This window comes from Pristimantibacillus sp. Z349TD_6, assembly GCF_056173205.1.
Genome location: NZ_CM149662.1, coordinates 1,540,879 through 1,563,725, shown reverse-complemented (window position 1 = coordinate 1,563,725; position 22,847 = coordinate 1,540,879). Strand labels below are relative to the sequence as shown.

At 43.9% G+C, this 22,847-nt stretch carries 11 protein-coding genes; 4 read left to right on the top strand and 7 right to left on the bottom strand.

All coding sequences use genetic code 11. From position 1 onward, the window contains the following. Window positions 1-943: 943 nt before the first annotated feature. Both AC0VYE_RS06630 and AC0VYE_RS06625 read right to left on the bottom strand, forming a co-directional pair. On the bottom strand, window positions 944-1,615 hold the full coding sequence (locus AC0VYE_RS06630; RefSeq protein ID WP_475446870.1) for a hypothetical protein: 672 nt from the start codon (window positions 1,613-1,615) through the stop codon (window positions 944-946). Between the two features lie 307 nt (window positions 1,616-1,922). Continuing rightward, window positions 1,923-5,252: an outer membrane protein assembly factor BamB family protein gene (locus AC0VYE_RS06625; RefSeq protein WP_475446868.1), complete on the bottom strand. Its 3,330-nt coding sequence runs from the start codon at window positions 5,250-5,252 to the stop codon at window positions 1,923-1,925. A gap of 597 nt (window positions 5,253-5,849) precedes the next feature. Between AC0VYE_RS06625 and AC0VYE_RS06620 the strand changes: the two genes are divergently transcribed. Continuing rightward, the gene (locus AC0VYE_RS06620) at window positions 5,850-6,065 is read left to right on the top strand and encodes a PspC domain-containing protein (RefSeq protein WP_076271803.1); all 216 of its coding nucleotides are present in this window, start codon (window positions 5,850-5,852) and stop codon (window positions 6,063-6,065) included. Between the two features lie 62 nt (window positions 6,066-6,127). Then, the gene (locus tag AC0VYE_RS06615; protein ID WP_475446865.1) at window positions 6,128-6,790 is read left to right on the top strand and encodes a PspA/IM30 family protein; all 663 of its coding nucleotides are present in this window, start codon (window positions 6,128-6,130) and stop codon (window positions 6,788-6,790) included. A 79-nt stretch (window positions 6,791-6,869) separates the two neighbouring features. On the opposite strand, the gene AC0VYE_RS06610 is transcribed toward AC0VYE_RS06615, so the two are convergent. The 3 genes from AC0VYE_RS06610 to AC0VYE_RS06600 form a co-directional block, all read right to left on the bottom strand. Then, window positions 6,870-7,052, bottom strand: a complete 183-nt coding sequence (locus AC0VYE_RS06610) for a hypothetical protein (RefSeq protein ID WP_475446863.1) — start codon at window positions 7,050-7,052, stop codon at window positions 6,870-6,872. Between the two features lie 184 nt (window positions 7,053-7,236). Beyond that, entirely contained in the window at window positions 7,237-9,003 is a 1,767-nt protein-coding gene (locus tag AC0VYE_RS06605; protein WP_475446861.1) for a sensor histidine kinase, read from the bottom strand. Further along, window positions 9,000-9,758 carry a response regulator transcription factor gene (locus AC0VYE_RS06600; protein WP_076271807.1) on the bottom strand — a complete coding sequence of 253 codons (759 nt, stop codon included), beginning with the start codon at window positions 9,756-9,758 and terminating at the stop codon, window positions 9,000-9,002. The genes AC0VYE_RS06605 and AC0VYE_RS06600 overlap by 4 nt, the downstream gene beginning before the upstream one ends. Window positions 9,759-9,951: 193 nt before the next feature. Here AC0VYE_RS06600 and AC0VYE_RS06595 point away from each other — a divergent pair, with 193 nt between their 5' ends. Together AC0VYE_RS06595 and AC0VYE_RS06590 are read left to right on the top strand one after the other, a co-directional pair. Further along, the gene (locus AC0VYE_RS06595) at window positions 9,952-10,980 is read left to right on the top strand and encodes a peptidoglycan DD-metalloendopeptidase family protein (protein ID WP_475446859.1); all 1,029 of its coding nucleotides are present in this window, start codon (window positions 9,952-9,954) and stop codon (window positions 10,978-10,980) included. A gap of 24 nt (window positions 10,981-11,004) precedes the next feature. Continuing rightward, window positions 11,005-11,481 (top strand): small multi-drug export protein, encoded by a 477-nt coding sequence (locus tag AC0VYE_RS06590; protein WP_475446857.1) that lies wholly within the window; start codon window positions 11,005-11,007, stop codon window positions 11,479-11,481. Window positions 11,482-11,594: 113 nt separating this feature from the next. Here AC0VYE_RS06590 and AC0VYE_RS06585 read toward each other — a convergent pair whose 3' ends face one another. Both AC0VYE_RS06585 and AC0VYE_RS06580 read right to left on the bottom strand, forming a co-directional pair. Further along, window positions 11,595-19,337 (bottom strand): S-layer homology domain-containing protein, encoded by a 7,743-nt coding sequence (locus AC0VYE_RS06585; protein WP_475446855.1) that lies wholly within the window; start codon window positions 19,335-19,337, stop codon window positions 11,595-11,597. A 372-nt stretch (window positions 19,338-19,709) separates the two neighbouring features. Beyond that, window positions 19,710-22,829: an ATP-binding protein gene (locus AC0VYE_RS06580; RefSeq protein ID WP_475446853.1), complete on the bottom strand. Its 3,120-nt coding sequence runs from the start codon at window positions 22,827-22,829 to the stop codon at window positions 19,710-19,712. Window positions 22,830-22,847: the final 18 nt, after the last annotated feature.

The window sequence follows — 22,847 nt, the reverse complement described above, 5'->3', positions numbered from 1 at the left end:
CATAAATGCACCTATTCCGATAATTACTTTTCCAATCCACTCAAAAAGACGCACTTTTGCACCTATTCCGCCAGCTCCCTTTCAAATCTGCTCAACTAGATGCTCTTCTACACCTATTTGAGTCATTTCCACCAAATTTGATAAAAACAAGTGCACTTCTGCGCTTATGTTCACTCCACGTCCAGTCACGCACACTACAATCACACAACATGCACAAACCACTTACACACTCAAAGCACACTACCTATACAATTAACATACTGATAGTTTAATAGCACTCCTTGTACACTTAACACACATCCAATCGGACACCTTGCACGCTCTACAAACGCATTACCCAACACCCAATACACTTAACAAATGCACATTCTCTCATAATCCAGCAGCTACCTTCAACCAAAAAAACCGAGATTACATGCTGATTAGTTGAGTGAGCTCCCCGGTCCATATCAGCAGGATTATCTAAGCGCATAAATGCACCTATTCCACCAACTACTCTCAAAATTTACTCAAATGGATGCACTTGTGCACCTAATTTCGTCAAATCCATCTCATTTATTGAAAATAGGTGCACTCCTGCACTTATTCAAACTTTACGCGCGGTACATGCACACTTCACTCGTATTACGTGCACAATCCAAATTCACGTCCCACACACAATACATTCACAATCCATATACACCATTTCAATCCCTCTCTACCTACACAAATCGTATACAATTAAGACACACTCCACATACATACAATTCGCATACAATCCAGTCACACTCCACATACTTACATGTCACATTCCACATACTTACATGGCATACGCTCCACAAATGCACACATACACATATTAAGCCGTCACTTCTAATTCCACTTCTACTTCTACTTCTACTTCTACTTCTACTTCTACTTCTACTTCTACTCCTACTCCTACTTCCACGTCCACTTCCGCTCCCTACAAAAAAGGATTAAAAGCCGAGTGTATTAGCTCATAGCTGATAATACGAATACCTTTTCCAGATACAACCGGACGCAGCTTGCCAACGTCACACAGTCTTTTTAAATATTTGACTGCTGTGCGGCGATTAATTTGAAACTCCTTCATCACATCGGCAGGGCGAATGTTCTTGTTCGACCTAAACGCATAATGCAATAACTCACGCTCCAGGCGTGTCATGTTTTGCACTTGCGTGTGAGTCACCAAATAAGGAGCCAGCAGCGACTGCAGCAAAGATACAATAAGTTGTGGCTTTTCCTCCAGCTCGTCATAAGGTATGGACACGACGCGGTATCCAAGCACTTGCAGGAATGTTTCCCGATTTAGTTCCCGTCGGTATCGAATTCGATCGGTATTCTGAACATGAGGTCCATAACCCTTTATTTCGAAAGCAAACCTCGTCGCTCCCCGCTGCCAAACTAAATCAATATAAAACGGATTCCCACGCCAATCCACAACTTCATACTCCGGATGTAAATGATCAAAACTACCCATCATCGGCCACCATACTTGCTTCAAAAACAAACGTTCGCCATGCCCATGTCCCCGCTGAAGCCTGCTCTTGTGCTCTCCTTTACTTGCACGCAAATGTTTTTTCAACCATTTCTCATGTTCTTCAGCAAATTCCATCTCTCATCCTCCTCAAAATGAAAAAACGTCCTTGGCTCCTCTTGTACAGAGGAAAACCAGGGACGTTCTACGTCACACTTTTTTATTCAACTTTTAAAAGACGTCAGTCTATGACGTTCTACGTCACAACTATCTTATTCAACTTTTCAAAGATTGCCTATGACGTTCTACGTCACACTTGTTTATTCATCTTTTTATAATATGTCATACTATGACGTTCTACGTCACACTTTTTTTATTCAACTTTTCAATACGCTAATACACATCTTAGGTAGCTGCTGGTTTCGTGTGCTTTTGCTCTAACTTGTTACATTCGTGCCAGTAGAGCAACTGCCTCTGCACGAGTCAAAGTCGCGAGCGGCTTGAAGCTTCCGTCCTTGTAGCCAGTAATAATACCGGAATCTATTATTGCGCCCACCAGCCCAAGGTTTGATGCTTGTATGGATGATTTGTCAGAAATCTTAGCTAAGCCGTCCGTTTTTTCGATCAACTTTAGCGCTTTTGCTGTCCATACCGCCACCTCTTCTCTTGTAATCGGCTGTTCCGGCTTGAAGCGATTTCCATATTTTGAAGCGTCAATCCAGCCTTGTGTTACAGCCGATTCAATATATGACCTAGACCAGCGCGTGCTGGGGACGTCAATAAATGACAGGTTTTCTGCTTTAACAGAAACTTTCAATTTTTTCGCAAGCATAGCCAGAAACTGTTCCCTCGTTACCTGAGCTGCAGGTCGGTAGGTTCCATCAGGAAAACCGTCAACAACGCCTGCTGCAGCAAGTTCCTCAACGGCTCCTTTTGCCCAGTGCAGCTTCAAATCGGAAAATAAAAGTCCAGAAGTATGTTTAACCTCTATATCAGAGAAGGTTAATTCACCAGCTGAATCGATAACTGCGACTTGTAAGTTGTTGCTAATCTTACTTACTGCCGTCTTTTCTCCTGCAATAGGGAGCTGCCATTTCAGCTTGCCTGCTAAATCATAGGATGCAAGGGAATGACGTCCTAAATCAGATAAAGTAAGAAGCCATTCATTCTGCTGCTGATTAATGTTATTGGATTCGAGATAACTTTTTACGTTAATAAAACGGATAAGCTCTTCTCCCTCCATCATCCCAAAACCCTCGCCCGGTTTAAATATAACGAGCTTTTCTCCGCTTAGAAATGGTCCTGTATAGGCATATACTTTCAAATTTTTCTTCCATTTCGATTTGCCGTCTTTATCAACTGCTTCTACGGAGCCTTGTGAGCTGCCTGTAACAATGGTGCCATCCTGAAGAAGGAAAGGTTTATAAAATGTATTATCTGACTCGCCAAGCTCATACTTCCAGCGTATGCTGCCAGATGAAGCATTAATAGCATATAGCGTACCATGTCTACGAATTTGTACTATTCCTGAAGGTATAGTCGTACTCGCACTCTCACCAACCCACTCATCTGCCGTAGTGATAACATATAAAGTGTCTCCAGTATCATTTAAAGTTGGCTCAAAATGTGTGATCTCTCCACTCACCGATATCGACCAAAGCCGAGTATCCGAAACATTTGATGCTTCAAGATAACTGGTAACGCTTCGTTTGTTGCCATCCCTTACAATATTATTATTTGTGAAACCTGTGTATCTATTACCGGAACGATCCCAGCCAAGCATAGTATTGCGCTGATTAGCTGCCACCATATTATGGAGAACCTGCTTGCCGCTGCTTGGATCAAAAGCTGTAAGCAACCCGCTATTCGTTCCTATAAATAGCCGTCCATCCGGCCCTATTGCAGGCCTCGCCCCGACCTGCTCCTTCAAATCGTATTGCCACTGAAGCTTTCCTTCCAAGCTGACCGCTGCTACCTTACCTTGACTGCTCAGCGTATAAACCGTACCATTATTCGAAATTAAGGGAGCCTGATATACCTCATTATTACTCCTATTAAGCGTAAGCAGCGACACTCCCCATTTTTTAACAAGCTGAGCGCTATAGGTAACCCCAGGCTCATTCATATAAGCTCGCTCGTTTACCTTAATTTTCATTGTCGTCTTTAAATGCAAATATTCAGCGCTCACCTCGACTTCACCAGCTCCGACCGTATGAAGGCCCTGTTTATCAAAATAAGCAATTTTTTCATTGCTGCTGCGATAAACGATGCCTTGCGGATTGGTTTGCTCCTTGCCATCTGCCCACTTCACAGTTGCAAATAGCGAGTATATACTTTTTGATTCAATGTACGGAAAGAGGTTCCCAAACGTGATGGAAACCGCATCACCCTTGTTCGATGCTTGTTTAATTTCAAGCGCGATTACCCGGCCGCTCTCTGTTCCAACATAGATTGTATTGGTATCCCTATACGTTAAATAAATGGGGGAATTCATGTTGTACTCTGTTAGCTTCGTTGATTTCAAATCCGACAAAACAACTTTATTATAACCATTTATTACATTCACTCCATTGTCTAACCAAACAACCGAACTAACATAAAGGCCGCTCTTTATAGAGGAATCCAACTCCCCTCTTTGATTTATCCGAAGCAAGCGATTTTTAAAATATTCACTTTGCTCGTTTTTCTCAACCTTCGTCTTGTCATAACCAATCAATGAGCTGTAGAAAAGAAGGGAACCATCCTTATCCAGCTGCATGGCCGTTCCGTTTTCCAATACATTAGTATCTTCGTCGATTTGCAGCTTCCATATCAATTTTCCTTGCGTATCAAATTTAGTAATGACAGCATCTCTCGTAACAATATAAGCGTTTTGTTGATCATCAAAAACAACAGGAGCGTATGACCTTGCGCTTAGCGAGTAACTTTTTTTCACAGCTCCCTCGCTGATCACTTTAATCTCACCTGGACTTCTGTCCTGACTAAGCTGGGAACTACCCGATTGATCTCTTTTTTTCGAAGCCTCTAAATATACGATTAAATTGCCTTGTTTATCCGTCATTGGGGTATTATAAGATGATCCATTCAAATTGACTTTCCAGCGCGATGAGCCGCTAGCATTTAATTCCTCAGCATAAGATATCCATTCGGAGCTTAGCTTGTTCTCAACAAATTTGGTATCTATTTTATAAGATGTAATAAAAACCTTATCCTCTAAAGTGTCTGCGTACTTTACCAAACTTGTTATATTGGTCCGTTCCAATGCTTTCGTACCATCCATACGCAGGGCAAGCAGCAGGTCCCTTGATCTCACTTGAATATAGATTAAGCCGTTACGTTGAACGACAACCTTTTGAAAGCTTGAATAGGTTGTTTCATACTCCCATTTTTTCACGCCATCTTTGTTGAAAGCATATAAATTTCCTCTTGAGCCGACATAAAGGGTCCCGTCTGTTCCTATTTCGAGCTGACCTTCTCTTTCTGAAGAAGTAACATCCATAGGACTAACATCAGCAGTCCACAGCTGCTTGCCAGCAGGGCTAAAGGCATAAACCTTCCCTTGCTGAGATAGGATGTACACCGTGCCGTCCTCACCGATGACCGGATTTGCAGCTACGCCTCCCTTGATGCTCTCGCTCCAACGCTCTGCCAAATAGGAAGCAGCAGGCTTAGCGTCATTCGCTGCGACAGAGGACGAAGCGCCGATGCTTGGAAGGAGCAGTGTAAAAACGATCAGCAAGCAAATTCCGATTTTATAATAAAACCATCTGTTCATGTTGGTCCCATCTCCCATTTATACTAATTATTATCTCTCAAATCTAAATTTATAATAGTAGATTGGTTGAATAGAGTAAAGGAATTTAGCAGCCTCTCTCGCTCGAGAAGGCGGAAAAGCGGTAAACAATAACCAACTTAGCGCTTATTCAGGATTCACAGCCAGCAATTACGGTACCGACTGATTACACAGCAGAAGGTTTGCCTGTAGAAATAGAATTTCTAAGCCGCTCCTTTAAAGAAGCAACGCTTCTACAGTTTAGCTACGTAATGAACATGCAACCCACAACCGTAAATCTTTGGTTTTAACACCTTAACAGCAACACGTTCATCCCGATAAGGCTGCCCAAAGGTCTATTGACTCTCGGGCAGCTTTTTTATGGATTTACATTTTCAACTGAGACCACCACCAATCCCAATTGCAATTTCTAATAAAGAACAGCCTATAACTGCTATAAGAATAACCGCAGCCCCGTCGCCCGTCGCAGACTGTCCCCGCCTAAAGCCTAGCACCGAAATGGCCCGAGGACCGTTACGAAACAATCTTCCAGAGACTACAATAAGGACATAGATGAGCTACACGAAAGGATGACTGTATATGAAAAAATTATTTCGATCAACGACAGACAGCAAGCTGACAGGTCTATGCGGAGGCATCGGACAATGGCTCGGCATTGATTCCACTATTGTTAGATTGTTAGTTGTCATTGCGGCGTTCTTCAGCTTCGGAACTGTTATACTCGCATATTTTATAGCTACCCTCTTTATCCCAAAAGCAATTAACAACGACTTTCGATTTGCCGATCACTACTAAATCAAATAAACGAATGCAAATGAAAATAAAACCAAACACAAAATTTTAAGGAGAGATTATCAATGGGAATTTTACAACGAGTAGTTAGTATGACAAAGGCAGCAGCAAATGAAATGTTGGACAAGATGGAAAATCCGGTCATGATGCTTAATCATTATTTGAGAGATTTGGATGAGGAAATTGCCAAAACTGAGCATGCGTTAGCACAGCAGCAAGCACAGGATCGTATGCTGCAATCTAAACTAAGTGAATTCAGCGGTCAAGTAAGCTATTACGAGGGTAAAGCAGAGCAAGCGGCAGTTGAGGAACGTGAAGCAGAAGCGCGTACAGCGCTTGAAGCGAAGCTCCTGTATCTAGAACAAGCTGAAGAAACAGCAAGACTGCAGCAGCTAGCAAAACAGGCCGTACTTGACCTTGGTTATCGCATTGAGGAATTGAAAGAAGAGAAAACACGGCTGCAAGGAAAACGCGCTGAGCTCATTACTCGCGTGCAGCAGACAACTGCAACCTCTACCGGCTATTCCAACTCCCTTCATGGAAGCTCCGCTTCACAAGGGTTCGATCGGATTGAACAGAAGGTGATGGAATTAGAAGCACAACGCGAGCTTACAAAAGGTTCATACAACAGCTTACATGCTGGCGCATATGGTTCCGATCAGCAGCTCGAGCAGCGCAAAGCTCGTGTGGATGAAGAACTTAAACGGCTTCAAACTAAAAAAGCCTAAATACAACTTTAAAGCGGCGGGCAAAGACGTATAGTAACGTCATTGACCGCCGCTTTATTCGTTAGAATATTATTTTAAATTAGGATGAATTAGAGCTAATAAATTGAAATACGCCAATTGCGATCAGTAGAACGACGAATATCAGGATGAACCACAGTACAAACTTAAGAGCGTTAGAAGAATTCGATTTACGTTGAAGTTTTTCCTCGACGTTAACTAATCGTTCTTTAAGCTCCTGTATTTCTTTTTCCTGTTGCTGCATGCTTACCCCTCCCTGGCAAATAATTTCGATTGACAAGAATATGTTATCTTTACATTTTTCATTCTCTTGTAGATTAAAAAAAACGCTAGATCATCAATATATCATGATCTAGCATTTTTTTCATTTATTCACTATTTTTACAGCGTTTCTTCATTTGTTGTTTTTTCGATGAAAGTCGACGTTGTCAGCCCCATATTAACAAAATCGTCGTCCCTTCACCCGGTGTTGTTTTAACCGTAATCCTGCCACCCATAGCTTCAATCAGTCCCTTCGATATAGCCATGCCAAGTCCAGAACCGTTGGTGGTGGATGCGGTATCCGTGCCGCGATAATAACGCTCAAAAAGCCGATTTAATGTAGCTTCATCCATACCATCGCCATCATCGGTGAATTTTATCGTTATTCCGCCACCTTCTTCAGTCGCTAGAAGCGATACCGTCAAAACGGTATCAGGCGGGTTATGAAGCAGCGAATTAGCGGTTAAATTATTAACCACTCTCTCCAGCCAAGGCGTATACAGTTGGACCCAAACATCATCTTGCGCAGCATGAAATACAATGCGCTCTTTTCCATAAGCAGGATCAGCGGCAGCCTGCTCAAGCGCTTCATAAAGCCAGGCGTTCAGTTCAACCTTCATCGTCTCAGGAGGAAGAATTCCCGACCTCAATCGGTACGTCATAGCAAGATCGCTGATCAACATATCCATATGAGCCGATTTTTCCAGCATTGTCGCAGAAAATTTACGTACCTCCTCCTGAGACCAATCATATGCCGGCTCTGCTAATAAATGGGCATAACCAGTTATAGAGGATAACGGCGTCTTCAAATCATGGGTAACGCCAGCAATCCATTCTTCTCTCAGGCTTTCCGTTTGCTCCCGCATCGCTTGCTCTCTCTTCAAGGCATTGGATAACTTTTCAATAGAAACCATCACATCAGCAAAAACACGATACCTTCGCCGCCATTTTCCTGCTGACGTTCGGCTGCGATGGAGACCTCTACGATCAACAGGTTCTTCATACACCGTTTTCCCTATTGAATCGAGCCACACAAGCATGTGCAGCATCGGTGCGCCAAAGCGATGGGCCTGCCATAGTGAGAGGAGAACGAACAAGACCAGTAAGGAGATAAACAAGAAAATGGACCCGATAATGACTACCTGTGCTTCCTCCGGTATCCATTTCTTTTTGCCCGAATCTCCCGCTCCCGAGTCTCCCGTTACAGTATTCGGCTCTCCTACAAGCCAGGTGTTTCCTGTTTCTGCATCATACGAGGTTGCTATCCGGTAACCGTATCTTTCACCATACAATGTACGAAGCGCAAGTTCCGGAACGGAGTATAACGAAGGTACCGCATCGGGTTTGTTATAGGAGACCAGTTCCACGCCTGCCGAATCGATCAGTTGAACAAAAGCATGCGCCGATCTTATTTTTCCTGATAAGGCATCTGGAAGGACTAATTTCTTTTCAGAAACAATGAATTCCACTTCATTTAATTGTTCCAAAATAGGCTCTATTACTTTTGGAGCCCCATAGACCATTGTGAATTTCTTCCCATCCTTCTGCTGTATCCATAGCGCAATCTGGTAAGGAAATGCGCTCTTCCCCATCCAGTGTTCCACTAATTCACCTGGTCCGTATTGGTTGGGAACATCTTTTGGCGTATTATAAGCACTTGCGACTTTTCCATTCTCATCTAAGCTTTGCAGCCAGCCGTTATTTTTCTTCACCTGCCTCAACAAGCTTGGTGCAAACGTAATGCCATTCTTGCCAAGCTTAGAGGATTCCACCATCTGTTCTAACCCTACACTGGCAAAATCACGTGTAATGTTAATCTCGCTAAACCGCTGCAGCATCCAATAAAAGGTCAGTGCAGCTATGAGAAGAACGATTATTCCTGCTATTGCGAGTTGAAGAACGAACTTTAGCGTTAGTTGTCGCTTAATATTCATGGCAAAGTAAGCTCCTGCTGTTCCGCTTTAACTAGTTTGTAGCCCATACCTCTGACGTTAACGATAAATTTTGGGTTAGACGGATCTGCTTCAATTCTTTCTCTTATCCGATGAATATGAACCATGACTGTATTGTCATCACTGAAGGCCTCTTCACCCCAAACCTTCTCATACAGCTCGCTTTTACTGAATATTCGATTAGGGTTTTTGCATAGAAAAAGCAGCAGCTGAAACACAAGCGCGGGACATGAAACAGCCTGTCCTTCAATAAACAGCTCACCTGCTGTCTCATCTAATTTAAATCTGCCGTAATCAAAAACGTTAGATTTTCGATTGTTAGAATCTTCTGAGGTATTTTTTAAGGCATCCGTTTCCGTTGACGAACTAAAGTACCGCCGCAGCTGCGCCCTAATGCGGGCTACCACTTCCAGCGGATTAAATGGTTTGGTAATGTAATCATCTCCTCCAATCGCAAACCCTGTCAGCTTGTCGAAATCCGATGTTCTAGCGGTTAGAAATAAAATTGGCGCGTTCGTCGTTTGACGGATAAAAGGACATATTTCAATTCCGCTGCGCCCTGGCAGCATCACATCCAGTACAATTAAATCGTATTTTTTAGCTTCACAAGCTTCAATAGCTTCTTCACCCGATTGCACGGTATCAATATTCATGTAGCCTTCCTTGCGCAGTACCGTCTGCAAAAGCTCCAGTAGCGCTTGCTCATCATCAACGAGCAAAATCGATGCATGGTTCATTCGTGCCAGCTCCTTCCGCCAACTGATGTTTATATCATCATAGCATGATTTTTTTCACTTTAAATCATTCTAATCTTAAGGGAAGCTTAATTCCTTTCCATTCACTCTTCTTAAAGTTAAGAGTGCGTTAATGATGGGTTTCATAAGAGCTAAGACTCTGCTGCTACAATGGTACTATCGGGAGGCGATGAAAATGAAAAAGGGAGCAACGAAATATATATATGGTACAGCAATGACTGCAAAATCGGCATTAGCCGCAGGTTCACTAGCTTTACTTCTAGCCGCTTGCAGCGGAGAAAATTCAGCAGTGACCACCAACATAGGAGCTGTGCAAACAGTGAGCCCCACTGAGACAACGAACCAATTACTTAGGCCAGACGACCTGCCAAAGGCACTGCTGGACGGCAAGTATCAGGAAATTTATGCCCGTTTTAATCAGCCTTTAAAAGATGCGGTAAGCGAAGCGGATTTAGAAAAGACGGGAGAGGAGTTTACGAATGGTATCCAAAGCTTCGAGAAATCCTCTACTATACAGCTTAATGGTTACGACCGGCGCATATGGGTGAGTGACGAGGGGAATAAGGGGCTGCTCGGAATGTTTGATTCTGACGGAGTCATTACATCCATTCAAGTTCAGGAACTAACCTCCTCACCTGAAACCGATTCGAAGCTGAGCAAACATAAATATGCTTTACCTTTTGAAGGCGACTGGTTTGTATTTTGGGGCGGCGAGAATGTTCTTGTAAATTATCATTATGAACTAGAGATTCAGCGATACGCGTACGATTTTATCCAAACAAAGGATCATTTTTCCTATAAAGGTGACCCGCTCAAAAATGAAAGCTATTATGCCTTCGGGAAAGAAATCATTGCTCCAGCGGATGGTACAATCATATCGGTAGTGAATGATATTTTAGATAATGCGCCTGTCGGGGTAATGAATCCGAATGAACCTGCTGGGAATAATGTCGTCATTGATCACGGTGGAGAATACAGCCATCTGGCACATCTCAAGAAAGGCTCTGCAACAGTTAATCCAGGAGACAAGGTCAAAAAAGGCGACGTCATCGGTCTGACCGGCAATTCAGGCAACAGCAGTGAGCCCCATTTGCATTTTCAGCTATCAGACGGACCCGATCTATTCACTGCTCGATCCATCAATGTGAAGTGGGAAAATGCGATGAAGCCGACTCAAGGCGAAACCATTTCCTCAGCTAATTAGATAAATAATAACTGGAGGAACATTATGATTGAATGGATTCAGCAAACGGATGGGATATGGCCATATATTGTTTTATTTTTACTCGCAGCAGCGCCGTGGTTGGATGTATTTCTAGTCGTACCTCTTGGCATCGTAGCAGGATTGTCACCAGTAGCTGTAGCCATTATCGGCTTTGCAGGCAACTTTCTTTTGGTACTGCTCCTCGGCATTTTTTTCAAACAATTTTCGAAGTGGAATACGAATCGAAGATTGAAGAAGGGCATTACCACGTCATCCAAAAAGGAGACTCGAGCAAGGCAAATTTGGGAGCGTTACGGACTTCCCGGACTCGCCCTGCTGGCTCCCCTTATTGTTGGTACCGACATCGCGGCTTTATTAGCTTTGTCATTAGGCTCTTCGCGAAAACGCGTCATTCAATGGATGGCAGTCAGCCTTGCCGTATGGACCATTGTAATGGCGCTCGGCTCTGTTTATGGATTCAGCTATATGAAAATAATTTAATGGCGATGATCGAGCTTACAGGCTCACTTAGATCCTATTGCTCAAACAGAAAAAAGGGTTATCTCACAATGGTGTATTCACCTTTGTAAGATAACCCTTTAGTATTTAGTCTTTTAAATCAAATTAGATTTTTGGAGAAGTCTTTGGATGATCACAGCTACTTCTGCTCTCGTGATTTCATCTTTAGGAGCAAGCACAGAACTGCTTCTGCCTGAGAAGATCTCCACTTGCAAGCAATCGAGGATGCTGCTCTTCGCCCACTCGGATGCGGCATTCGCATCTTTATAAGGAAGCAGCAATTCTCCAGCTTCACTCGCTGCAACATTCGGTTTCAAGCCGGTGATTTTCATTGCTTTTGCAATGATCGCCATGGCTTGCTCTCTCGTTATTTTGTCCATAGGACGGAAGGTTCCATCTTCATATCCGTTAATAAGACCATTTGCAAATGCGGTTTGAATATAGCTGCTATACCATTCATTTTTGTTCACATCCGAGAATGACGATGAACTTGTCTCCAATTTCAAACCTAATCCCCGAACGATAATAGCAGCAAACTCCGCACGAGTAATCGATTTATTTGGATTAAACATTTCATTGCCAACACCCGTTATTACCATTCGTGAACCCATATCATTCACAGCTTCTTTTGCCCAATGCCGCTCTACATCCTTAAATGCAAGTGGATGCCAGACGATGGTATACGTGCTGTTCGTTAAGCTGTTCACTACGGCAAAATACTTTTCATTCTTAACAATAAGTCTAGTTGGAACATGACGAACAGATCCATTTGGTTCAACCACAATCCCTGTCGTTATTCGGTTAGAATCAATACCATTTGGAATAGCTATCATTCTTTCTACATACGCATCGAATTTAGAAACTTCAATCGTTTTTCCATCATACGAAGCTCGCACTGTAAAATTAAGAGGTTGAACAACCATCTCAAACTGGCCTTTAACTGCTGCACTTTCCACCATTTTTATGGTATCTGCTAATGGCTTGGCAATCTCTATCTCGAGCTTGAGGTCTTGAAGATTTAATTTTTTCCCAAAAAGCTTAGAGAGTGCATCAATGCTGATCTGTGAAGCAGGTATCGTATACGTAAATTGTTCATGTTGAAGGACTAATGTAGCTTGCTTTTGTTCCAAATCAGAAATGATCTGCCCATTTATCTGTGAAGTATAAACATCTGAGCTGCCTTTTAACGGAATCGTAATGACAGCATGCTGACCCTCAGACTCCAATCTGTTCTTAAGCTTATTCGGATCCACGATAATGGTTGTCACCTTTTGATTATTCACAATTGCTGTAGTCGCTTTACCTGCGTATTCAATTTTACCGTTCACCAGCACTTCAACATCGGTTTCGTCCGTTTTTGGCGGGTTTGGCTGTGAAGGTTCAATCGAATAAGTTGTTACCGTCACGATATTCGAGTCGCCTGCATTTGCTCCACCTGTTACAACTAGGCGGAAGTCATAACCCGTTGCGGAGGACAAACCTGTTACTGTTGCTGTTGTTGCATTTGTGGCAATCGCACCTGTTGTCGCTGTTGTCCACGTGTTTGTACCTGTTGGTGATTGTTCCACTTTAATGTTTGTTGCATTCGTTGCTGCGCTCCATGTGAATGTTGCGCTTGTTCCCGTTTTGCTTGCACCCGCGAAGTCTGTTAGTGCGATTGGATTTGTCGTCACCGTTACTACGTTTGAGTCGCCTGCATTTGCTCCACCTGTTACAACTAGGCGGAAGTCGTAGCCTGTCGCTGCCGACAAGCCTGTTACCGTTGCTGTTGTTGCATTTGTGGAAAGAGCACCTGTTGTCGCTGTTGTCCATGTGTTTGCGCCAGTTGGCGATTGCTCCACTTTTATGCTTGTTGCATTTGTTGCTGCGCTCCATGTGAACGTTGCGCTTGTTCCCGTTTTGCTTGCACTTGCGAAGTCTGTTAGTGCGATCGGGTTTGTCGTCACCGTCACTACATTTGAGTCGCCTGCATTTGCTCCACCTGTTACAACTAGGCGGAAGTCATATCCTGTCGCTGCCGACAAGCCTGTTACTGTTGCTGTTGTTGCATTTGTGGCAATCGCACCTGTTGTCGCTGTTGTCCACGTGTTTGTACCTGTTGGTGATTGTTCCACTTTAATGTTTGTTGCATTCGTTGCTGCGCTCCATGTGAATGTTGCGCTTGTTCCCGTTTTGCTTGCACCCGCGAAGTCTGTTAGTGCGATTGGATTTGTCGTCACCGTTACTACGTTTGAGTCGCCTGCATTTGCTCCACCTGTTACAACTAGGCGGAAGTCATATCCTGTCGCTGCCGACAAGTCTGTTACTGTTGCTGTTGTTGCATTCGTGGAAATAGCGCCAGTTGTCGCTGTTGTCCACGTGTTTGTACCTGTTGGTGATTGTTCCACTTTAATGTTTGTTGCATTTGTTGCTGCGCTCCATGTGAATGTTGCGCTTGTTCCCGTTTTGCTCGCACTCGCGAAGTCTGTTAGTGCGATTGGATTTGTCGTCACCGTTACTACGTTAGAGTCGCCAGCATTTGCTCCGCCTGTAACTACTAGACGGAAGTCATAACCTGTCGCTGCTGACAAGCCTGTTACTGTTGCTGTTGTTGCATTTGTGGCAATCGCACCTGTTGTCGCTGTTGTCCAAGTATTTGCACCTGTTGGTGATTGTTCCACTTTAATGTTTGTTGCATTTGTTGCTGCGCTCCATGTGAATGTTGCGCTTGTTCCCGTTTTACTTGCACTCGCGAAGTCTGTAAGTACTATCGGGTTTGTCGTCACCGTTACTACGTTAGAGTCGCCAGCATTTGCTCCGCCTGTTACAACTAGGCGGAAGTCGTAGCCTGTCGCTGCCGACAAGCCTGTTACTGTTGCTGTTGTTGCATTTGTGGCAATCGCACCTGTTGTCGCTGTTGTCCACGTGTTTGTACCTGTTGGTGATTGTTCCACTTTAATGTTTGTTGCATTCGTTGCTGCGCTCCATGTGAATGTTGCGCTTGTTCCCGTTTTGCTTGCACCCGCGAAGTCTGTTAGTGCGATTGGATTTGTCGTCACCGTTACTACGTTTGAGTCGCCTGCATTTGCTCCACCTGTTACAACTAGGCGGAAGTCATATCCTGTCGCTGCCGACAAGCCTGTTACTGTCGCTGTTGTTGCATTTGTGGCAATCGCACCTGTTGTCGCTGTTGTCCACGTGTTTGTACCTGTTGGTGATTGTTCCACTTTAATGTTTGTTGCATTTGTTGCTGCGCTCCATGTGAATGTTGCGCTTGTTCCCGTTTTGCTTGCACCCGCGAAGTCTGTTAGTGCGATTGGATTTGTCGTCACCGTTACTACGTTTGAGTCGCCTGCATTTGCTCCACCTGTTACAACTAGGCGGAAGTCATATCCTGTCGCTGCCGACAAGCCTGTTACTGTCGCTGTTGTTGCATTGGTCGCAAGTGCTCCAGTTGTCGCTGTTGTCCATGTGTTTGCTCCTGATGGTGATTTCTCAATTTTCAAACCGGTTGCGCCCGTTGCTGCGCTCCATGTAAATGTCGCCGATGTTCCGGTCTTGCTCGTACTAGCAAAGTCTATTAACGCAACTGAATTAGTAGTCACATTCACCACATTCGAGTTGCCAGCATTCGCTCCGCCAGTTACAACAAGGCGGAAATCATATCCCGTTGCGGCGGACAAACTTGTTACCGTTGCTGTTGTTGCATTGGTCGCAAGCGCGCCTGTTACCGCAGTTGACCATGTATTTGCTCCTGCCGGGGATTGCTCAATTTTCAAGCCGGTTGCGCCCGTTGCTGCGCTCCATGTAAATGTCGCCGATGTTCCGGTCTTGCTCGTACTAGCAAAGTCTATTAACGCAACTGAATTAGTAGTCACATTCACCACATTCGAGTTGCCAGCATTCGCTCCGCCAGTTACAACAAGGCGGAAATCATATCCCGTTGCAGCGGACAAGCCTGTTACCGTCGCTGTTGTTGCATTGGTCGCAAGCGCTCCTGTTGCCGCTGTTGTCCATGTGTTTGTACCAGTTGGCGATTGCTCAATTTTCAAGCCGGTTGCACCCGTCGCTGCGCTCCATGTAAATGTCGCCGATGTTCCGGTCTTGCTCGTATTTGCAAAGTCTATTAACGCAACTGAATTAGTAGTCACATTCACCACATTCGAGTTGCCAGCATTCGCTCCGCCAGTTACAACAAGGCGGAAATCATATCCCGTTGCGGCGGACAAACTTGTTACCGTTGCTGTTGTTGCATTGGCCGCAAGTGTTCCTGTTGTCGCTGTTGACCATGTATTTGCGCCAGTTGGCGATTGCTCAATTTTCAAGCCGGTTGCGCCCGTTGCTGCGCTCCATGTAAATGTCGCCGATGTTCCGGTCTTGCTCGTACTAGCAAAGTCTATCAACGCAACTGAATTAGTAGTCACATTCACTACATTCGAGTTGCCAGCATTTGCTCCGCCAGTTACAACAAGACGGAAGTCATATCCCGCTGCAGCCGACAAACCTGTTACCGTTGCTGTTGTTGCATTGGTCGCAAGCACACCTGTTGTTGCTGTTGACCATGTATTTGCGCCAGTTGGCGATTGCTCAATCTTCAAGCCGGTTGCGCCCGTTGCTGCGCTCCATGTAAATGTCGCCGATGTTCCGGTCTTGCTCGTACTAGCAAAGTCTATTAACGCAACTGAATTAGTAGTCACATTCACTACATTCGAGTTGCCAGCATTCGCTCCGCCAGTTACAACAAGGCGGAAATCATATCCCGTTGCGGCGGACAAACTTGTTACCGTTGCTGTTGTTGCATTGGCCGCAAGTGTTCCAGTTGTCGCTGTTGACCATGTATTTGCGCCAGTTGGCGATTGCTCAATTTTCAAGCCGGTTGCGCCCGTTGCTGCGCTCCATGTAAATGTCGCCGATGTTCCGGTCTTGCTCGTACTAGCAAAGTTTGTCAAAGGTACATTCATAGGAATTACTGTCAACGTTGCACTATTCGAGGTTGCCGCAGGCGTAGTACTACCCGAAGCGACTACGCGATATTGGTATCCGCTCATTCCCGCTTTTGCGCCTTTTATAACTAAAGTCGCAGTTGTTGCTCCAGTGTAATCGGTATTATCAATAATATTTGTGAATCCTGCACCATCATTCACCTGCCATTGATACGAACTCGCATAAGATGCAGCAACCGTGAAGGTAGCGTTGTCACCCTCATTAATCGTTGCATTGCTTGGATTGCTTGTAATCGAAGGAGTTGGCACTGCTGCAATCGGGTCACCAATTTGAACATTATTAATTGAAATCCACATATCGGTTCCTTGAGGAACAATTTGAATCTCATCAATGTTGTCAAAAATATTAGTTAGAGCGTTAGAACTGTCGAAAGTAAATACCCATGGTTCTTTATTAATGGATAGATTAACCCATCCTCCAACTTGAACTCCATCATTAAATGCACCGATTTTTACATCGCCACCGCCAGAATTCTCTAAATAAATAGACTCTAAAGAGAAGTTCTGAGACGAATTGCGACTCTTTATGGACCATAATCTTTGGGATTCACTATCCGCATAACCAGCAGATAAGCCGCCTGTTTGCGTATAAGGTCGTTCATAAGTGAGTATAAGATTTTCACTTGGATCTACAGCAGCCTTTGCCGAAAAATCTAGCGAAAAGCCCGGTATATCATCTGATCCGCCCTGCCCATCTGACACAACGGTTGCGTTGCCAGCAATACCAGCATTCGATTTAAACATAATAGTCGAAGCAATCGATGGTGCTTTTATCGTTAACGTTGCACTAGTTGAGATTGCCGAAGGCGCTGTGCTGCCCGTAGCGATGACTCGGTACTGGTATCCATTCATTCCCACTGTCGCACCCGTTATAGTTAACGTTGACGCAGTTGCTCCACTATACGTTGAACTATTAACAATATTTGAAAATCCAGCACCCGTATTTACCTGCCATTGATAAGAGTTCGTATTAGACGCAGCAACCGTGAAGGTAGCGTTCCCGCCTTCATTAATCGTTGCATTGCTAGGATTCCCAACAATTAAAGGTGGTGAAGGAACTACGGCAGCAGCCTCTATAGTCGTAAAATTATATCCAAGTGAAAGAAACCGACTGCCGTCATAAACCACATTTGTAAGAAAAGCTGCTACATTAGTTGCTTCTGAAGTCCAGCTTGCTCCATCCGGAGAAGATACAATTTTCCCTCCAATACCTGAAACCATAAACTGTCCAGCTCCGTATGCGATCCCTGTTAAGAGACCAGTAGCTGTACTATCTTGACTAGTCCAGTTTGAGCTGGCGCCATCTGACGAGGTAAATATTTTGCCACTGGCTCCTACAGCAACAAATAGATTATTTGCATAAACAACGTTTCTAAAAATGAAGGATGAACCTGTTAAAGAGGAAGCAGTCCAATTCAATCCGTCTGTTGAATATGCCATTCTGGACCCTTGACCTACAGCAACATATGTTCCATTCCCATAAGCAACAGAGTAAAGAACAGTCGAGATGGCCGGACCTGCAGTAATTGCAGCTGGTGTCCACGCCGTTCCGTCGCTAGATGTTAAAATCGTTCCGCTGTTTCCTACAGCAATAAACCGATTATTTACAAATTGGACTCCTTGTAAGTTGCTTGTCGTATTAGAGGCTGCCAAATTCCAATTGGTTGCATTACTTGATACATAGATCGTACCGCCCGAACCAACTGCTACATAAGTGCCGTTGCCGTATGCAATACTTGAAAATCCATTTGCAGTAGGCGTTATCCGGCTTGTCCAATTCACTCGATCAGTGGAAGTAAAAATGGTGCCGCCAATCGTAGCCGAATTGTTATAGCCTACAGCAACATAAAGACCATTGTTATAGACCGTATCTGTGATGTTTGGTGTTACCGTTGTCCATTCGATACCATCAAGCGAATACATGATAGAGCCGCTATTGCCTGCAGCGACAAATTTTCCATTGCCAAATGTAATAGCCTGCATCGTGTTTCCATAGTTTGTTGTCCGTTCAGTCCAGCTCACCCCGTCCGTAGAAGTGAAGGCTGTATTCGCATTGCTATACAAAACATACACGCCATTGCCATATGCACCTGCAAAAGCCTGCCAAGCTAAAGGAGTACTTGTCCAGGTAACGGCATCTGAAGATCTGTAGCTTGCAAATATCGGACTGGAATCAAAAGCGTAAAAATGATTATTTAAAAATCCTATAAAGTTTATTGAACTATAATATGTACTGTTAAGCTGCTGTCCACCGCCCCATGTTGATGGATTTCCAGTGGCCGAATAATAAATTTTACCGTTTGCATCGCCCAAGACATACTTACTGTTTCCATAGGAGATATTGTACAAATCGTTGGAAATTCCAGATGCAATGGATGTCCACGACTGTCCATCACTTGATTTCAAAATAATGCCGGATGCTCCAACTGCCCAAAATGAACCATTTAAAAATTTCACAGAAAATAACTGATTCGACGTGTTGGATGCTGCTGCATTCCATGTAACAGCATCAGCAGAATATAAAATCGTACCTCCTGCACCAGCTGCAACATAGACGTTGTTTCCATAATCCACTTCATTTAAGTTTTGAGTACTATTCGTACTTCTTGTTGTCCACTTTGCAGCATCCGAAGATGTAGCAATCAGACCGTTACTTCCTACTGCAACATAAACGCCATTGCCATAGCCCATTCCTAAAAACTGGTTGCTCGTATTATTGATAGGATTATTTAATGTATTCCAGCTCGATCCAGCTCCATATGTTCTTGATGAGAACCAAACGATTTGAGAAAAAACGACGAGAAAGCTAAGAATAACGAGTAAAGGAGCGCGAAAAAAACGAATACGCTTATACATAAATTCAACTCCAAATTAGATTTTTATAATATGTGCCTTTTGATATAGCTTCGACTCAACTAAAAAAATGTCTAACAATCTCCTTTCTAGAAAATGAACTGAAATTCCGACTCGTCTCTATGAAATGCTATCCAGTTGAAATTTCCTCCCAACCTTCCTTTCACCAAAAAATGTCAGTGTTATAACTAATTTGATATTCGACAACATAGAATAAAATCCTCTTTTTTTCGACATAAAATGTCGTTTTATTTCATACAAAATCAATCAATAATCTGATGTTTTCTCCAAGCATTTTTTTTCAAGAAAAAAAAGCACTTAGGTTCAAACTCTTACTCACCTAAGCGCCTCTCTCTTCATCGATTCAATCAAACTTTATGAAGTCTTGCTCATATCTATTTGTATCTGCGGAACCTCAAAGGTCACCGTCGTTCCTTCTCCTGTTTCGCTTGAAATACCAAGACCATTTCCGTACAAAGAGAGCAGTCTGCGATGAATATTGGTTAAGCCAACGCCTGACAACTGCCGTTGCCCAAGCAATAGCGTACTGAGATCACTTTGCTTGATGCCAACTCCATTATCCGAAACTGAAATAATTAGCTTCTCCTCTGCCTCATAAATACGTAATACGATCTTGCCCCCAGCAGCCTTTTGCATGACGCCATGCCTAACTGCATTTTCTACAATCGGCTGAATGCTGAGCGGCGGAATAAATCCTCGCAGCTGTTTATCCACCTCATAGACAACATTCAATCGTTTGCCAAACCGCGCTTGCTCTAATTTGACATAAGACTGAACAAGCTCAAGCTCCTTCTCCAAGCTGACGATCTGCTGACGATTCTGGAAATCGAAGCTGCTGCGTAAATATCGGCTTAAATTCAATAACAATTCTGTAGCCTTATCCGGATCGTCAGGACATATCGAAATAATCGTATTGAGTGCATTGTACAAAAAATGAGGTTTAATTTGTGCCTGCAGAAAAGCCAGTTCCGATCGAATAGCCGCTTGAACAGACTGTCTAAGCTCAAGCAAAGTTCGTACGCGAGCACGCAGTACAATACCGTCAACAGGTTTTGTTAAAAAATCATTGATTCCAGCACTAAAGCCCGTTTGAATATCGCCTGCCAATTTTCTTGCGGTCAGCATAAGTACAGGCAGTTCAGACAACGAGTATCGTTCCCTGATCCTACGGCAAAGCTCTAGCCCCGACATCGCTGGCATCATCCAGTCTGTTATCACGAGATCAATCCGTCGCTCGCTGGACAGTACCTCCAGCGCTTCAGCCCCGCTGTCAACCGCAATGACCGTATAATTTTCCATAGACAATACATTTATTAATACTTGCAGGTTTACGGGATCATCATCTACTACTAACACAGTGAATGAATGTGTATCTTCTATCACTTCATTCCCATTCATCGCTGCTTGAAATGTTTTATTGAGCGCTAATGCTGGTTGAATCGCTGCTCTGCCGCTTTTACCAGCAGCAACCTCAGAAATAGCAGACAGCGCAGCTGAAGGAAGTGTAAATGAAAACGTTGAACCTATACCTATCTGTGAATTTGCTTCGATATACCCGCCATTCAGTTCCACGAGTCTCTTCGTAATGTTCAACCCGATACCGGTGCCACTATAGCCCGATTGTAGATCTACAGTGGAAACGCTATTAAACGCCTTGAAAATATCGTCTAAACGATCTGCCGCGATGCCGATTCCAGTATCTGTAACGCTGATTTTCACCCATGAATCCACGACTTCCGCATAGATTCGAATTTCACCCTGATGTGTAAATTTCACCGCATTGCCAAGCAAATTAAATAAAATTTGACGCAGTCGCTCCTCATCAGTATCGAGCAGCGGCATCTGCTGCGGCCAATCCTGCGTCAGGCTTACCCCTTTTTTATCGGCTAAATGCCCAATGACCTCGACTACGGATTGGGCTGCTGCTGATAAATCAACAGCTTGCCGATTCAGTGTAAGCTGTCCATTTCGCAAGGTGGAAAAATCTAAAATATCATGAATCAGATAATTCAATCTTCTACCTGTCGATACAATCATAGAGAGCTGTCTAGCCTGATCGGTGTTTGGCGTCCCCGCTACACCCTCAAGCAAGGATTCTGCGATATTTACAATACCATGCAGCGGCGTTCGAAGCTCATGCGATGTATTCGCCATAAATTCATCCTTTAATTCGTCCAAGGTCAACAGCTTGCGAGAGAGCTCTTCCACCTCATTAAAGGTATGAGAGAAACGTCGAGCTAGCATGATTACTTGAACAATGACCAAGATAAGCAGCTCAAACGAAATGAAAAAATGATTTTCCAATAGACCAAATACTTGCATGACACTGACGATTATAAATACCAAAATGGTTATCGCACTCAAAAGCAAAAAATAGGCGTCCCGCGATCGGCGCATAACCCCTTTGACAAGGGTGTAAAGCACAACTCCAAAAGTAAATACTGAAAGGCCTATTCCCTTCAAAAACCACTGTGAATAAAGCATCGTCGGCAGCATGAATGCTGCAATAATGACGATAATCGTTGCAATATTGCTTGCCCGCCACACAAGCTTGTTAACAGCTCTTGGTACCGACACGTTCACATATTGCAATAAAAAATAATAACCGAATGCTGAAGAAATGTTCTGCAGCTTCATGATCCAATCGTAGCTAAGCTGAGGCATGACCAGTGCAATCAGCTTCTCCCCATGAGTACATACATAGAGCAGCAGCGCTAAGCAAAATAAAGCCAAATACAGCAACGAGCGCTCTTTTCTGCGCATGTAGAACAAAAGAAGGAAAAACATAGAAAACAATGCAAACCCGCTGATGTTCATAAATTCACCAAACAACGCGATGTCGCGGCTCTTGCGAATATCAGCCTCATAGCCAAACCAAATTGGATAGATGATGCCGCCCGAAGCATAGTTGAAATTGGATACTTGTACGATAATTTCAACATAGGATCTATCTACGGATACAAATCCAACATAAGGGATATTCGATGCGATATCTTCTTTATCTGAGACACCAGGTACTCCGCTTGCTCCCACTTCCTGTCCATTTATAAATATCCGGTTAGCCATGCGGATATTTGTCGTTCGTATTCCGTAATGCGTTTCTGCTGTGTTGTTTAACTCCACTCTCAGCCTGTAAGTACCGAATCCCGCTCCCTGCGGGTTGCCGTCCTCCGCTATATAGCTGTTCCACTCCGCTGGCACAGGAAAGAGGCCTGTTAGTTCAGGCCTCTTATAAGGAGAAATAGCTGGATCTGCGAACTGCTCTGGCAGCAGCAGCTGTCCACGATAAAATTCCCATTGACCATTCAGCGCGACAAGTCCTTCTGATTCGAAATTCCATTCCCGTAAATCCAGCATGCCAGCGCTTGAATGAGGTGCACTCTTCTCAATGGATTGATTATAAAAAAACTCGTTTACCGGAAAAGCTACAACGATAAGGAAAAATACAACTATCGTCCACCATTGCTTTCTCATCCCATCGTTGCCTCCTTG